14 protein-coding genes and 1 riboswitch are annotated in these 13,068 nt (G+C 59.6%); of the genes, 7 read left to right on the top strand and 7 right to left on the bottom strand.

The genetic code is table 11. The annotated features are described in order from the left end of the window. The first annotated feature begins 71 nt into the window (after nucleotides 1–71). The gene (locus FHT86_RS16555) at nucleotides 72–851 is read left to right on the top strand and encodes an SURF1 family protein (protein WP_133707921.1); all 780 of its coding nucleotides are present in this window, start codon (nucleotides 72–74) and stop codon (nucleotides 849–851) included. A 3-nt stretch (nucleotides 852–854) separates the two neighbouring features. Here the strand turns inward: FHT86_RS16555 and FHT86_RS16550 are convergent, their stop codons facing one another. Continuing rightward, nucleotides 855–1,421, bottom strand: coding sequence for a histidine phosphatase family protein (locus tag FHT86_RS16550; RefSeq protein ID WP_133707920.1), 567 nt, complete (start codon nucleotides 1,419–1,421; stop codon nucleotides 855–857). A gap of 108 nt (nucleotides 1,422–1,529) precedes the next feature. After that, nucleotides 1,530–1,602, top strand: a riboswitch (cobalamin riboswitch). Nucleotides 1,603–1,659: 57 nt separating this feature from the next. Here FHT86_RS16550 and FHT86_RS16545 point away from each other — a divergent pair. From FHT86_RS16545 to FHT86_RS16535, 3 genes are read left to right on the top strand one after another with little or no spacing between them, the layout of a single operon-like run. Then, on the top strand, nucleotides 1,660–1,869 hold the full coding sequence (locus FHT86_RS16545) for a CbtB-domain containing protein (RefSeq protein WP_133707919.1): 210 nt from the start codon (nucleotides 1,660–1,662) through the stop codon (nucleotides 1,867–1,869). 12 nt (nucleotides 1,870–1,881) lie between these two features. Continuing rightward, nucleotides 1,882–2,622, top strand: coding sequence for a CbtA family protein (locus tag FHT86_RS16540; RefSeq protein ID WP_133707918.1), 741 nt, complete (start codon nucleotides 1,882–1,884; stop codon nucleotides 2,620–2,622). A gap of 34 nt (nucleotides 2,623–2,656) precedes the next feature. Then, nucleotides 2,657–3,286: a hypothetical protein gene (locus tag FHT86_RS16535; RefSeq protein ID WP_133708618.1), complete on the top strand. Its 630-nt coding sequence runs from the start codon at nucleotides 2,657–2,659 to the stop codon at nucleotides 3,284–3,286. A gap of 45 nt (nucleotides 3,287–3,331) precedes the next feature. Here the strand turns inward: FHT86_RS16535 and FHT86_RS16530 are convergent, their stop codons facing one another. Then, nucleotides 3,332–3,637, bottom strand: coding sequence for a GCG_CRPN prefix-to-repeats domain-containing protein (locus tag FHT86_RS16530; RefSeq protein WP_133707917.1), 306 nt, complete (start codon nucleotides 3,635–3,637; stop codon nucleotides 3,332–3,334). Between the two features lie 276 nt (nucleotides 3,638–3,913). On the opposite strand from FHT86_RS16530, the gene FHT86_RS16525 reads away from it, so the two are divergent. Further along, a complete protein-coding gene (locus FHT86_RS16525) occupies nucleotides 3,914–5,521 on the top strand; it encodes an inorganic phosphate transporter (protein ID WP_133707916.1) in 1,608 nt (535 codons plus the stop codon). Nucleotides 5,522–5,690: 169 nt separating this feature from the next. Here the strand turns inward: FHT86_RS16525 and FHT86_RS16520 are convergent, their stop codons facing one another. The 4 genes from FHT86_RS16520 to FHT86_RS16505 form a co-directional block, all read right to left on the bottom strand. Further along, nucleotides 5,691–6,140 (bottom strand): MucR family transcriptional regulator, encoded by a 450-nt coding sequence (locus FHT86_RS16520; RefSeq protein WP_208116670.1) that lies wholly within the window; start codon nucleotides 6,138–6,140, stop codon nucleotides 5,691–5,693. 146 nt (nucleotides 6,141–6,286) lie between these two features. Next, complete coding sequence (locus FHT86_RS16515; RefSeq protein WP_166656847.1) at nucleotides 6,287–6,886, bottom strand: helix-turn-helix domain-containing protein; 600 nt, start codon at nucleotides 6,884–6,886, stop codon at nucleotides 6,287–6,289. 118 nt (nucleotides 6,887–7,004) lie between these two features. After that, nucleotides 7,005–7,793, bottom strand: a complete 789-nt coding sequence (locus tag FHT86_RS16510) for an EAL domain-containing protein (protein WP_133707915.1) — start codon at nucleotides 7,791–7,793, stop codon at nucleotides 7,005–7,007. 400 nt (nucleotides 7,794–8,193) lie between these two features. Next, nucleotides 8,194–9,054, bottom strand: a complete 861-nt coding sequence (locus FHT86_RS16505) for a sugar phosphate isomerase/epimerase family protein (protein WP_246779567.1) — start codon at nucleotides 9,052–9,054, stop codon at nucleotides 8,194–8,196. A gap of 433 nt (nucleotides 9,055–9,487) precedes the next feature. Here FHT86_RS16505 and FHT86_RS16500 point away from each other — a divergent pair, with 433 nt between their 5' ends. After that, on the top strand, nucleotides 9,488–9,730 hold the full coding sequence (locus FHT86_RS16500; protein ID WP_133708614.1) for a DUF2934 domain-containing protein: 243 nt from the start codon (nucleotides 9,488–9,490) through the stop codon (nucleotides 9,728–9,730). A 141-nt stretch (nucleotides 9,731–9,871) separates the two neighbouring features. Here FHT86_RS16500 and FHT86_RS16495 read toward each other — a convergent pair whose 3' ends face one another. After that, nucleotides 9,872–11,749: an adenine deaminase gene (locus FHT86_RS16495; protein ID WP_133707914.1), complete on the bottom strand. Its 1,878-nt coding sequence runs from the start codon at nucleotides 11,747–11,749 to the stop codon at nucleotides 9,872–9,874. A gap of 271 nt (nucleotides 11,750–12,020) precedes the next feature. Here FHT86_RS16495 and FHT86_RS16490 point away from each other — a divergent pair, with 271 nt between their 5' ends. After that, nucleotides 12,021–13,058 (top strand): ABC transporter substrate-binding protein, encoded by a 1,038-nt coding sequence (locus FHT86_RS16490; protein ID WP_133707913.1) that lies wholly within the window; start codon nucleotides 12,021–12,023, stop codon nucleotides 13,056–13,058. Nucleotides 13,059–13,068 lie beyond the last annotated feature (10 nt).

Genomic DNA, 13,068 nt, shown 5'->3' with positions numbered 1-13,068 from the left:
TCGAACGGCGGGCGTTTTTCCGGACGCCCGCCGCTCTCCCGGCCTAATGACTCGCCGGGATCGCGCCTCCGATGGAGTTCTGCGCCTTGACTGACACCTCCTCCGACCTTTCCTCAGAAAAACCTCGCTCAACACTCGCACTTGCCATCTGGGTGATCCTGCTTCTGCTTTTGACCGCAGCGCTCATTGCGCTCGGCACCTGGCAAGTAAGGCGCCTGTCCTGGAAGCTGGACCTGATCGCCCGCGTCGATGCGCGCGTGCATGCGGCACCCGTGCCCGCCCCCGGTCCGGCGGAATGGCCTGCGGTCGACGCTGCCGGATATGAATACAAGCATGTGCAGGCGACCGGCACGTTCCTCAACGACAAGGAAGCGCAGGTTTATGCGTCGACCGCGCTCGGCCCCGGTTATTGGGTGTTGACGCCGATGAGAGAAGGTGACGGTGCGATTGTCATCGTCAACCGCGGTTTCGTGCCGACCGATAAGCGCAATCCGAACACGCGCCCTGCCGGTGAATTGACCACCGAAACGACCGTCACCGGCCTGCTCCGGATCAACGAACCGAAGGGCACGCTGCTGCGCTCCAACGTGCCGGCGGAGGAGCGTTGGTATTCCCGCGATGTTACGGCGATCGCCGAAGCTCGCAGCCTCCAAAACGTCGCGCCCTATTTCATCGACGCGGACGACACGAAAAATCCGGGCGATCTGCCGGTCGGCGGCCTGACGCAGATTGTCTTTCCGAACAATCATCTCGTCTACGCTATTACCTGGTACGGGCTTGCCGTGATGACGTTCGGCCTTGCCGCCTATCTAGTCTATTTTGACCGGCAGCGCGCGAAGGCGAGTCGCTGATCGCTATCTCGCGGCATTCGGAAAACGAAGCTGCCAGCGACGGCCATCGGTGGTCATCTCCACGATGCTGAGCGGCTCGATGTCGATCGTCCAGAAAGCCGAAGGCGGTGCTTGCAGCACATGGAGAACGGCGGCGCGAATGACGGTGGCATGTGTCACGATGACGGCGTGGCCGCCATCGCCGATGTGGCTCTTCATCCAATCGCCGACGCGCGCAAAAACAGCGGACAAAGGTTCGCCACCATGCGGCGCCGTGTCCAAGTCCATCATCCAGAGCGACAGCGCTTCCGGATCGGTCTCATGGAGCTCCGTGATCGACCTGCCTTGCCAGCGCCCATAGTCGCATTCCCGGAACGACGGCTGCGTCGTGGCGTCAAGTCCCATAGCAGCAGCGGTCTGGCGGGCCCGCAGGGCCGGGCTCGCCCACGCCCGGTCGACCGTTCCGAGCTGCGTGGCAATTGCGCCGGCCTGTTGAACACCTTTTGCCTCCAGCGGCTCATCGGCCGGAAAGCGGCTATTCCGGTTGGCCTCGGTCGGCCCGTGGCAAACCCAGCTCAGATGCGCTCTCATGATATTCGATATCCTCGGGCGGGCTGTCTCGTTACCACCTTCAATAGCGGCAGCGTGTTGATTGACAATCGTCTTTGCCGCCAGATATAAGCTTAGTCTTACGGGTGTGGAAGCCGGTGAAATCCCGGCGCGGTCGCGCCACTGTAATCGACGGGCGGATACCGCCCCCAGAGAGCCAGACCCTTCCCGTAAAAAACCCCTTCCGTAAATGGAACGCGCTATTCTTAGAGGGAATAAAATGTCTGATACCACATTCGCACCGACCGCCATCCCGACGCCGATCCCGCTCGGCCAGATCCTGCCCTGGGCGATCTTCGCCGGCCTTCTGCTCATGCTGGCGATCTATTTCGTCGGCGCCGAGGAAGGCGCGACGTCGCTGATCTCCGGCATTTATGTGCACGAGTTCGTGCATGACGGCCGCCATCTGCTCGGCTTCCCCTGCCACTAAGGGGTAAAGGACATGGTTGGACGTCTTTTGCTCCGCGGCATGCTGGTCGGAGCCCTCGCTGGTATTCTCATTTTTGCCTTCGCCCATACGTTCGGCGAGCCGCTCGTCGATCGGGCGATTGCGTTTGAAGAGCAGGCCGCCCAAGCGGCAGGCGAAACGCCGGAACCGGAAATCGTCAGCCGCGCTACCCAGGCGGGCCTCGGTCTCTTCACCGGCATCATGGTCTATGCAACGGCGGTCGGTGGGCTTTTCGCTCTGGTCTTCGCCTTTGTCTACGGCCGAGTCAGCCCGTTCGGCGCACGCGGCACTGCCGCACTGCTGGCGATCGCCGCCTTCATCGCCATCTCGCTGGTTCCCGACATCAAATATCCGGCCAATCCGCCGGCAGTCGGCAATCCGGACACGATCGGCGCCAGGACCGAACTGTTTTTCGTGATGATTGTGGCCTCCGTCGCCGCCATGGTTGCCGCAGTATCCCTCGCCCGCCGGCTGGCCATGCGTTACGGATCATGGAACGGCGTGATCTTCGCCGGCATCGCCTACATCGTGTTCATCGGCCTGGTTCAATATCTGCTGCCGGCGATCAACGAGGTGCCGGAGCAGTTCTCCGCCATTGTGCTCTGGCGATTCCGGATCACCTCGCTCGGCATGCACGCGATTTTGTGGACGACGCTCGGCCTCGCCTTCGGCGCATGGGCCGAACGCGACCTTCCGCAGGTTCGCTACGGTCGCACAGCCATGCGCCGGGCCTGAAATGGCAGGCCTAACACGTCCCGCGCATGTCTTCATGCGGGGGACGCATTTGCTGAGCCCAACTGCTCTACTTTCGTTCATTTGTCTGATCTGCACACTGGGCTGGTCGATAGAGGCGAATGCGCATACAAGCGGTTCATCCGGAAGTCATGCGGGCATTTCCATCCCAAGCTTGACCCATGGTGAAATGGCTGTGATCGCTCCCTATTACGGGCGTATCGTCGCGCTTGCCTCATCGGCGTCTGATACCGACGAGTCCTTTCGTCGCGTGCTGAACTTCGCCCAGATTCAACGCACCTATTGCCTTTGGGGGGTAATGCCGGGAAGCGTCAGCGACGAGGACAGTCCTTTCAACGAATGCTCGCATGCCTATCTCGCCGCTGCCAAGATGACGCTGGTGCAGATGCGCACGATGAAGGACGAGCGGGCGCCCGCCGGCGATCTCATCTCCGAGATCGACGCGGCGTTGGTGCGCAACAACCTGTCTTTTATTCTCTGCCGATTCAGCGGCGAGAGCTTCAACACGGCCGACCTTATCCGGCCACAGCTCGCCGGCATCGTTCTGCACGCCAAAAGCCTCGCCGCGACGATGCTGACACTGCTAACAGCCGTAGTCGGCCTGTGGTGGACCGCACGGCTCCTGCGTACGAGGCCCGGCTGGTAGTTAATAGACGACACCCGCCGTCACCGGACGGCGGTGTGTCTCGTTTCACCAATCTCGCGGCCGACCGCGCCAGCCGCCGTCCCATTCGCCACGATAGGGTCGATGGCCATACCAGCCCCAGCGTGGCGGTGGTGGTCTGTAATATCCCCAGCCATAGCCGCGCGGCGGTCCCCAGCGGTTCGGCCGGCATACGCCTCGGGGCGTCAAATGCCAGCCACGGCCGCAGGCATAATCGACATTGACGACCGGCGCTTTGGCCACGGTCCCAACAGTGGCGATAGGCATTGCTTCTGCCGAAGATACGACCAGGCTGCCGAGCACGGCAGCGATGGCAATCACGGACAATCTCATTGTGATGGTCCTCTTTCCAAGTCCCTACGAGCGGATTTAAACCCTTGCCGGCTGAACGCCGCCTGAACCGAAAAAGGCGATTTCGCGGCGAAATCAAGATGTTGAACGTCAGGTTGCGATGACCGTTTCGTGTGTTTCCGTCAAACGCGAAACTTCTATGTTGGCGAGTTGAACATCTGTGCAACCAGTGACCGCATAAGTGTCTCTTTATGCGTCATGAGAGCTTCATCAACCGCGCTTAAATCAGGAATATCATTTGCCATAAAGGAGTTTGGGATGGTCGACCTCGTTTCAAACAGTGCTGAGGGTGGCAACACCAATCACCCAATTCACGGCGCAAGCAGTTCGGCGAAATGGTTTCTCCCGCTCTTCGGCGTCGTCGTGTTCGGTGGCCTTGCCTATGTCGGCTATGCTCTCGGCAGCGATCTTGCCGAGGCCGCAGCGGTTCCGTGGATCCTCCTCGGTCTGGCCCTGCTGATCGCGCTGGGTTTTGAATTCGTCAACGGCTTCCACGATACGGCCAATGCGGTCGCTACCGTCATTTACACCCGCTCGCTGCCCGCAGAATTCGCGGTCATTTGGTCCGGCTTCTTCAATTTTCTCGGCGTGCTAACGTCTTCCGGCGCCGTTGCTTTCGGCATCCTGGCGCTATTGCCGGTCGAGCTGATCCTGCAGGTCGGGTCCGGTTCCGGCCTTGCTATGGTGTTCGCGCTGTTGATCGCGGCCATCGTCTGGAACCTCGGCACCTGGTATCTTGGCCTGCCGGCATCGAGCTCGCATACGCTCGTCGGCTCCATCATCGGCGTCGGCCTCGCCAATCAGTTCCTGGCGCCCGCCGGTTCGGCCACAAGTGGTGTCGACTGGTCGCAGGCAAGCAGCGTTGGCATGTCGCTGCTGCTGTCGCCGATCATCGGTTTCGGCTTGGCCGCAGTGTTGCTGCTGGTCGCAAAAGTTCTGATCCGCAACAAGGAGCTTTACGAGGCGCCGAAGGGCGATGGCCCACCGCCGCTGTGGATCCGCGTTCTGCTGATCTTCACCTGCACCGGCGTCAGCTTCGCCCACGGTTCGAATGACGGCCAGAAGGGCATGGGTCTGATCATGCTCATTCTCATCGGTCTCGTGCCGACCGCCTTCGCCCTGAACCGCACGCCCGACGTCAACTATCTCGACGCCTACAAAGCCGCCTCTGCGCAGGTCGAGACCGTCCTCGGCAAATATGTGAAGCCCGGCGTCGCCGCACCTGCGGATCCGAAGGCTGCAGTCAGCGATGCCGTGAAGAGCAAGACCTGGACGGACGCAACGACACCGGCATTGCAGGCCTATATCCACGCCACCAGCGCCGAGATCGCCGCCTATCCGAGCGTCGAAAAGCTGCCGAACGGGCTCGTCGGCAACGTCCGCAATGACATCTACCTGATCGGTGAATCGCTGAAGCTAATCGACAAGCAGAAGCTCCTGCCGATGAGCGCCGACGATCTGAAGGCCGTAACCAACTATCATGCGGCCGTGGACCATGCGACGAAGTTCATCCCACTCTGGGTGAAGGTTGCCGTCGCGCTGGCACTTGGGCTCGGCACCATGGTCGGCTGGAAGCGCATCGTCGTCACCGTCGGCGAAAAGATCGGCAAGACACACCTGACCTACGGCCAGGGCGCCGCCGCCGAAGTCGTCGCCATGCTGACGATCGGTGCGGCCGACCATCTCGGCTTGCCGGTTTCGACAACGCACGTCCTGTCCTCTGGCGTCGCCGGCACCATGGCCGCCAACGGCTCCGGTCTGCAATGGTCGACCGTCCGCAATATGCTGATGGCGTGGGTCCTGACTCTGCCCGCCTCGATCGCGCTTGCCTTTGTACTCTTCATCGTGCTCCGCCAGGTCTTCTGATCGGTGCCGCGCGTCGTGACGGCGCGCAACAAACTAGATAGTGGCACCCCGTACGGCGCCACTATCATTGCCAGCTCCAATTCATTTGAACGCACAAAGATCGCGCTAGCTTTTTGAAGCTAGAGCATCTTGTCCGCCTGCAGGTGATGCCGCCTGAGAGCCGGAGGCTCTAGCGGACGATTTCCTTCCTATTGCCGTTGGCGCCGAGGCCAGAGAGCTTGGCGAGTTCCGAACGGCGGTTCGCGTAATTCTGCGCGACCATCGGATAATTGGGAGCAAGGCCCCATTTCTGGCGATATTCCTCGGGCGTCATGCCGTAGTGGACGCGCAGGTGACGCTTGAGCGTCTTGAAGCGTTTGCCGTCCTCGAGACAAATGATGTACTCACTCGTCACCGACTTTTTTTGATCGACGGCCGGAATCGGCTTTGTCCGCTCCACCGAAGGCGGCAAGCCATCCAAAGCCTGCAACGCCTCGTGCACATCCGTGATCAGCTTCGGAAGGCTACCGATAAGAATGGGGTTGTGGCTGACATAGGCCGAAACAATCTTCACACAGCCATCGAACAGATTATGCGCTTGAGGCTCAGATTGGTCTCTTCTCTTACTGAAAGCGTCCATGATCGTTTCCCGAATTTCATTTGGGTCGGCGCTTGCCGCCTCGCGTGATTGCGGCATGTGCAAACCCATTCGTGAATCTTGCATTGGTTCAAACTCCACAGGTTTTGGTTGCGGCATCATTGACGTCGTTTGATGAGGACGCCTGCTCATTGTCGGTCTTCCTTGAGAGGCTCGGCGCGGTCAGTCGCATCCGCAAAGTCTTTTGCAGAATCTGCAAAATAGGTGGCCAGCTTGGTGCATAGGGTGATCAGAGGAATGCCGAGCATGAAGGCGGCATAGGTTGGATTGCCGCCGCAGTGACGGAGGGTCTGAAGGATGAGCTTGCGTTCGACATCCTCCACGGTCTGGCCGACGAGAATGCCGACGGCTGCGTCCACCGTGTGTGGCGCGGGGTTGTCGTCGCTGACAGAGAGGTGCGCGACGATCTCATCGATCAGCCGTTCTTCGCTCGCGGTCGCCAGCACGATGCCGGCAGCACGGTCGAGTTCACAAAAGACATAGAGGCCGTTTTCAGGATCGATCGTCACCCGCGCGGAGATTTCTCCCGACATGTTGTAAATGACGACATGCGGCTCGCTTCCACCCACGAAAGCGACCGGCAATCGATTGTTGAAGCTCGAGGCGCCACCGAACAGGCCCTGCAGCTCCTCGAACAGCATGGCGAGCCGCGCTCGCGCCTGTAGATCGTGTGTGGTCGAGACGGCGGAGAAATCATAGTCCCGAGCGAACGAGGGGTGTTTGATCATATCGCCACCTCCATGATCGGGATGGAAGCAAGAACAAGCGAGTCGCACGCCACGCCGAGGCATTTCGAGTTGTGAGTTCGTTTTATCGGGCAGCTTCGCGGGACAAAAAGTGGAGTATTCATCCAACCTCCCGCAGGCCGAATTTGCCCTTTTTCTGTGGAAACTGCGGAAGTACAACCGGCTTGGACAGCAGGAAACCCTGCACATGCGTCGCGCCGGTCGAGCGTGCTGCCTCCAATTGCTGCTCGGTCTCGATTCCTTCGACGACGATCTGGGGTGCAATGCAGGATGCAAAACCGACCATATGATACAGGCTGTCGTGGCCATCGCGGCCCGGCCTGATATCGCGGACAAAAGATGCATCGATCTTGACGATATCGGCAGAGACCTGCAGCAGATGCGAAGGCGTTGCAAAGCCGGTGCCGAAATCATCGATCGCTATGCGGCACCCAAGGGCACGAATCATCTTCAACCGCTCGATGGCGGAGCCGATGAGCGGATAGGTCTCGGTAATTTCCACGATAAGCCGCGAAGCAAGCTCGGGCTGGCGGGTGAGTCGGCCAAAAATATCGGCGAATCGATCCGGCGCAGATAAATTGGCTACGGAGAGATTGCAGCCGAGATTAAGTGTCGAATCGGCCGTCAAAGCAGACAGAACCAAGTCCAAGATACGAAAATCGAGGTCGAATCGGCCGTCCAGCCGCCCCAACTGCGGCACGAAAGCACCCGCGGTGTGAACGACACCTTCGGCGTCCGTCAGACGCGCCAGGCTCTCGGCATAGAGAACCTCTTTGGTGTTTTCGATGTTATGGATCCGTTGTGCGACAAAGCTCAGGCCGCCTTTGGAGATTGCCTTTAAAATCAGAGCGTTACGCCCTTTTCCAGTTCGATTTCCTCTACCGGTCATCAAGCCTCCAACGGCCGCAAGATCGGCAACGAACAGAAAATCCGAAGGAAAGGCCAATATCTGAAAAGGACGCACGCAGGCTGAGAGCATGGGATTTCTGGTGCCCAAAACCCGCCTTTTCCATCTCCCAGACACCCTCTAACTCTAGGTAACTAGAGTTTCCCTTCGCCAAGCAGAACGTGTCGCGTTAAAGCGACAAATCACCCAGAATCAATATATTCCTAATATGTAAACTAGTATTCCCTAACATTCAATTGACGCGCGTTTTTCTAGTTACTAATTCAATTGGCGTGGAAGCGAGCCGCTATAATTTTCCGCCGCTAACCGCTGGCGGTTATATTGAGGGGTGAGTTAGACGCGCGGTCTTCCTGCGCCGGTTGTAGCAAAATTCTGACCAACCTTACTGTTCAGGGTCGCCTTCCCCAACGGATAGCGGCCACCAGCCCGTCTGCCTTGCCGCCTGCAGCGCGAGATCAAGCGGCGGGAGCTCTGCATGCCACAGTCGCTCCCATTCGAGGCTCATGACGCCGGCATATTTATCAGCAGCCAGTGCCGCGAGCAGCGCCGGCATCGGAAACTCGCCAGCGGCGGGGAGTGTGTATGTGTATGGCAGCTTTCCGCTTGGCTTTAAGACGCTGTCCTTCACATGAAGGTGCCGAGCGTTGCGACGTATTTGTTTCCAGGTCTCCGCGGGATCTTGCCCACCTTTGCGCCATGTATGATGGGTGTCCCAGAGCAGTGCGCAGTCCGGCGCCGCTTCCAGAAAACGACCGAGCGCGTCCGGATGCACCAGAAAGTCGTGCGTCTCCACCATGATATCTGACGCAAAACCCTCTCGGCGAGCCGTTTCGCGCCACCATTCCAGCGTCGACAGCGCCTCGGAAAGTTCGCCGGCATCACCGGTGCTGCCACCGTCGAAGATGCGTAGCGATTTTATCGCTGCCGCCTCCGCCCAGGGGAGATAGCGCAGGAACTCTTCTTTCGATTGCGACGTGGCGCCGACGAGGCGCATCGACGTATTGAGCGCGCAAACCGACACAGGAGAATGCTTGAGGGCACGGACAAGACCTGCCGGGGTGCCAAACCGTTCGGTGAAATAGGCCGGCAGATCGATCATGCCGCCGAGCGCGCGAATTTCGATCGCGTCGAGGCCGTGGCGCGCTGCCAGAGCCAGGGCCTCGTCCAATTCCAGCTCCGCACATCCCAATGTCGAAAATGCCAGCGTCATTCGTTGGGTTTTGAGACCAACGGCAGTCACCATCGTCGCCTCCTCCGTTTGGTTCCTGGATGCAAATAAATGTGGCGTTCACCAACGCGATGTCTCTCGAGGGGAGAACCAGGCGCACGTTAGTAACTAAATAGATAATTACGAAGCACCGATTGGGCGTCAAGAGCTTGGCGGCAACGCCGGCTGTCTGCGCTTGTTCCGAAAGCACGTCGAAAGGCGCCGATCATGGCCTCCATCACGGGTGTCATGTTTCCCGCAAGGGAGATCTATCACCCTTTCAGGTGCGCTGATCGGCAGCGCCCGTGATTCTTATCAGGGGCTGGGAACATTCCCTGCAAATGATGGTTTTCAGTCGGTGATCGAGGGCGCGAGAATTCCCACGAAAGCGCCGGCGTTCACCTCCAGCATAACATTCATCGAGACAAAGATTTCCGAAAAGACATCCATTGATGAGAAGGAGACGATAATGCCGACTGAGCAAGGATATGAGTGGATTAAAAGACGTGCATATTCTCTGTGGGAAGAAGCAGGCCGCCCCCACGGCCGCGATCAGGACCATTGGAACCAGGCTGCTGCCGAACGCGAAGATCTCGAGCGAACACAGGCGTCTGTCGACGGCAAGGAAATCCTGGTCAAATACAAGCGAAAGCCTGGCCTCGGCAAAAAAGCCGAAGCTCAGTCACTCTCCAAATCCAACGGCACGACATAAAGTTCGGCATCTCCGATACGACAGCTAGGGCGGTTCAGCTTTTCACGGAATCGCAGAACCGTCCGATCTTTTGTTTTTCGCATTCCGGACGCAAACCGCTTCGCAATTTTCCTCGAATGGCTTTGGCGTGGCGATCGTCGATCACCAGACGATCGGATGGGTCTCTCCGGTTGCGACGTTGACGAAACCTTCCGGCGCCCTTTCCGACGGCGCGACCAGAACCCAACGCCAGGGCGCACAGGTGAGCGTCGCGAAAGAAAGGCGCTCCGGAAAACCCGGCCACCAGCGCGGCGAGAAGGTCGGCTCGTACATCCAGTCGATCTCGGCGCCAGCCGCATAAAGCGCCTGCATTTCCGCATCGAGCGTTTCTGCGGAGCGCGCCGTCATCAGGCCGCCGACTTCGTAGTGAACGCGCGCAATGACCTTGCCGCCGGAGACGAGCACCCAGCCGCCTTGCTGTTCGTTCAGCGCATTGGCGACCATCGCCATCGCCTCGTCGGAAGAGCCGGCAACCCAGATATTATGCTTGTCGTGCCCGAGCGTGGCGCCAAGCGCGGTATCGGCCGTTCGCGGCCCGGTGCCCAGCCAGAACATCCGCGCGATCTTGGCCTCGCCGGAAAACCGGTCGACAATCGCAAATTTCGTGACGTTGCGGTCGGGGTCGCGCTGCACGGCGCCGTCCCTGACCGGCAGGTCCATGGTGATGAAATCGTCAGCCCAGTGAAAGGGGCGCAGAAGAGCGGCTTTCGCTGTCGGCGCATCCGACGGCGCTGCGATCCGGAAATCCTCAGGGGTGACCACCCTATCGATCTTCACGGTCTTCGTCGCCCAATCCGGCCAATCGATCTCGGGACGGATGCCGACGAAACTCTTGCCTTCGGAAGCCGGCCTTCCATCAGCCCAGACCTTGGCGATCGAGAGTTTCTCGACATCGTCCAGAAGCACGATATCGGCAAAACGACCGGGGGCGATCGAGCCGACCCAGGGCGTCAGCCGCATGTGCCGAGCCGGATTGATCGTCACGCATTGAATGGCGATTTCCGCCGCCAGCCCGTTTTCGATGGCAAGACGGACATTGTGATCCGTTGCTCCGATCTTCAGCGTATCCGAGGCGCTGCGGTCATCCGTTACGAAGGCAATCTGCGACCAGTCGGAGAGCCCCTTTTCGATCAGCCCCCTGATCACCTCCGGCAACGAATGCGGCCGAAGCTCGATGAAAAGGCCATGCGTCAGCTTCTCCCAGATCTCGTCCAGGAACCAGCCTTCGTGATCCGAGGCAAGACCGGCACCGGCAAAGGCATTGATCGAGGCGAGGTCGCGCAACCCGGCGCCATGGCCTTCGACGACGCCACGCTGTTCGAATGTGGCGCGGATCATGCCCCAAAGACGATCATAGGCGGGATTTTCCGGATTGCTGACGGATGGCCAGTCCATTACCTCGTCGAGGCCCGCCACCATCAGGCTCTCCGCAAGAAAAGCTTTCTGCTCGTCGTAGCCGAAATGGCCGCCACCCCATTCGTAGGCGGTCGGCGGCACTGCGGAACCGGGCAAGGGGAAGATCTTCATCGGCGAGCCGCGCCGACGCGCCTCCAGCCAGAATTCCAGATTGCGCGGACCGTTCACATTGGAAAATTCGTGGCTTGCCTCGCAGGTCCAGGTGACGCCGTGCGGCATGACAAGTGCTGCTTCCCATTCCGGCGTCAAATGCGAGCTCTCTATATGCTTGTGCGCTTCGCCGAATCCGGGAACGGCGGCAAATCGCGGTTCGGACACGCGCTCGGCGACCTCCCCCTTGTAGCTACCGGCCGGGCCGACATAGGCGATGCGCCGTCCCTTGATTACGATCTCCTGGTCCTCGAGCCAGCTACGGCTATGGACATCGAGCAGCCGACCTACCCTCAGCAGCCGGTCGGCAGGCCGCCGACCAAGCGCAGTGAGCGTCAGATCCTGGCGGATGAGAACCTCGTCGGCCGCGTTGACGAGCAGGTCGTTCGGAAGAATTGTGGGCAGAGACGCCATCGGAAGGATGCCTGCAAGAAATTCGATGGGGCGAGCGTAGAGACGGCGGCCTGACGTGTAAAGCTGTCCGATCCAGCTCAAAAAAATTCGAACTATCTCAGCAGCTTGCGATCAGTCGCGATCGCCCTCCAGCGCTGGCTTCGCCCGCCGTTGAGATCTGTCAAAAGCTGCGTTTTGCTCAATTGTTAGGCTTGTAAACCCTATGCTCGAAAAATAGTATTCCGCTAGCCAGACGCTCAGCCACGATCTCACGCCCGAAAGGATCTCGATAATGAAAGGCCTCACCCTGTCCCGCGTTGCGGGTCTTGCGATTCTCGCAGCAGCAGTTGCTCTGCCGGCCTACGCTCAGGCGAAGACGCTGACCATCTCCTGGTGGGGCTATAATGGCGAGAAGATGAGCGCCAACATCATCGAGCCGTTCAAGAAAATCTGCGGCTGCGACGTCGCCTTCGAAACCGGCAACAACGCCGACCGCCTCAACAAGCTGAAACTTCGCGGCGGCAAGGGCGTCGACGTCATCTATCTGACCGACAGCTATTCGCAGATCGGCATCCAGCAGGGACTCTTTCAGGAGGTCGACCGGACCAAGATCCCGAATATCGCCGATCTCTACGATCTGGCCAAGGCGCCGCAGGGCAATTACGGCCCCGCCTACACGATCGGCCGTGTCGGCATCGTCTACGACAAGGCGAAGGTCAATCCGCCGGTCACATCCTGGAACGATCTCTGGCGTGACGATCTGAAAGCCGCCGTGACGCTCCCTGGCATCACCACCACCGCCGGTCCGCTTATGGTTCTGGAGGCGGGCAAGCATGCGGGCGCCGATGCCTATGAGGATACCGACAAGGCTTTCGAAGCGATCGATGCGCTGAAGCCGAACGTCGTCAAGAACTACAATACCGGCTCCGAACTGGTGAACCTGATTTCCACCGGCGAAGCCAAGGTTGCTCTCGCGCAGGACTTCACACTGGCATCGATGCAGGCCGCCGTTCCGACCATGACCTGGGCCAGCCTCAAGGACGGCGATATCGCCACGCTCAACACCGTCAATATTCCTAAGGGCTCCGAGAATGTCGAGCTGGCCCATCAGTTTATCAATTTCATCCTGTCCAAGGACGTTCAGCAGGCCGAGGCCGAACAAGGTGTCGATGCGCCGGTCTCGACAAAGGTCGTACTCACGCCGGAACAGGCGAAAGTCTGGACCTACGGCGCGGATATGATCGCCAAGCTCAGCCGGATCGACTACGCCAAGATGAATGCCGTCCAATCGGACTGGATCGATCGCTGGAATGAGATCTTCGGCATGTAACGGCATGCCG

Source organism: Rhizobium sp. BK313 (genome assembly GCF_014193655.1).
In the GTDB taxonomy this organism is placed as follows: domain Bacteria; phylum Pseudomonadota; class Alphaproteobacteria; order Rhizobiales; family Rhizobiaceae; genus Rhizobium.
Note: the sequence above shows the minus strand (reverse complement) of the source record. Positions and strands in the feature narration are given on the sequence as shown.

Coding starts and splice junctions, on each gene's coding strand:
- FHT86_RS16525 (WP_133707916.1), top strand. CDS start 3,914: ATGGTCGACCTCGTTTCAAACAGTGCTGAGGGTGGCAACACCAATCAC.
- FHT86_RS16520 (WP_208116670.1), bottom strand. CDS start 6,140: ATGGACGCTTTCAGTAAGAGAAGAGACCAATCTGAGCCTCAAGCGCAT.
- FHT86_RS16510 (WP_133707915.1), bottom strand. CDS start 7,793: ATGACCGGTAGAGGAAATCGAACTGGAAAAGGGCGTAACGCTCTGATT.
- FHT86_RS16540 (WP_133707918.1), top strand. CDS start 1,882: ATGGTTGGACGTCTTTTGCTCCGCGGCATGCTGGTCGGAGCCCTCGCT.
- FHT86_RS16515 (WP_166656847.1), bottom strand. CDS start 6,886: ATGATCAAACACCCCTCGTTCGCTCGGGACTATGATTTCTCCGCCGTC.
- FHT86_RS16495 (WP_133707914.1), bottom strand. CDS start 11,749: ATGGCGTCTCTGCCCACAATTCTTCCGAACGACCTGCTCGTCAACGCG.
- FHT86_RS16550 (WP_133707920.1), bottom strand. CDS start 1,421: ATGAGAGCGCATCTGAGCTGGGTTTGCCACGGGCCGACCGAGGCCAAC.
- FHT86_RS16505 (WP_246779567.1), bottom strand. CDS start 9,054: ATGGTGACTGCCGTTGGTCTCAAAACCCAACGAATGACGCTGGCATTT.
- FHT86_RS16545 (WP_133707919.1), top strand. CDS start 1,660: ATGTCTGATACCACATTCGCACCGACCGCCATCCCGACGCCGATCCCG.
- FHT86_RS16535 (WP_133708618.1), top strand. CDS start 2,657: ATGCGGGGGACGCATTTGCTGAGCCCAACTGCTCTACTTTCGTTCATT.
- FHT86_RS16500 (WP_133708614.1), top strand. CDS start 9,488: ATGCCGACTGAGCAAGGATATGAGTGGATTAAAAGACGTGCATATTCT.
- FHT86_RS16555 (WP_133707921.1), top strand. CDS start 72: ATGGAGTTCTGCGCCTTGACTGACACCTCCTCCGACCTTTCCTCAGAA.
- FHT86_RS16490 (WP_133707913.1), top strand. CDS start 12,021: ATGAAAGGCCTCACCCTGTCCCGCGTTGCGGGTCTTGCGATTCTCGCA.
- FHT86_RS16530 (WP_133707917.1), bottom strand. CDS start 3,637: ATGAGATTGTCCGTGATTGCCATCGCTGCCGTGCTCGGCAGCCTGGTC.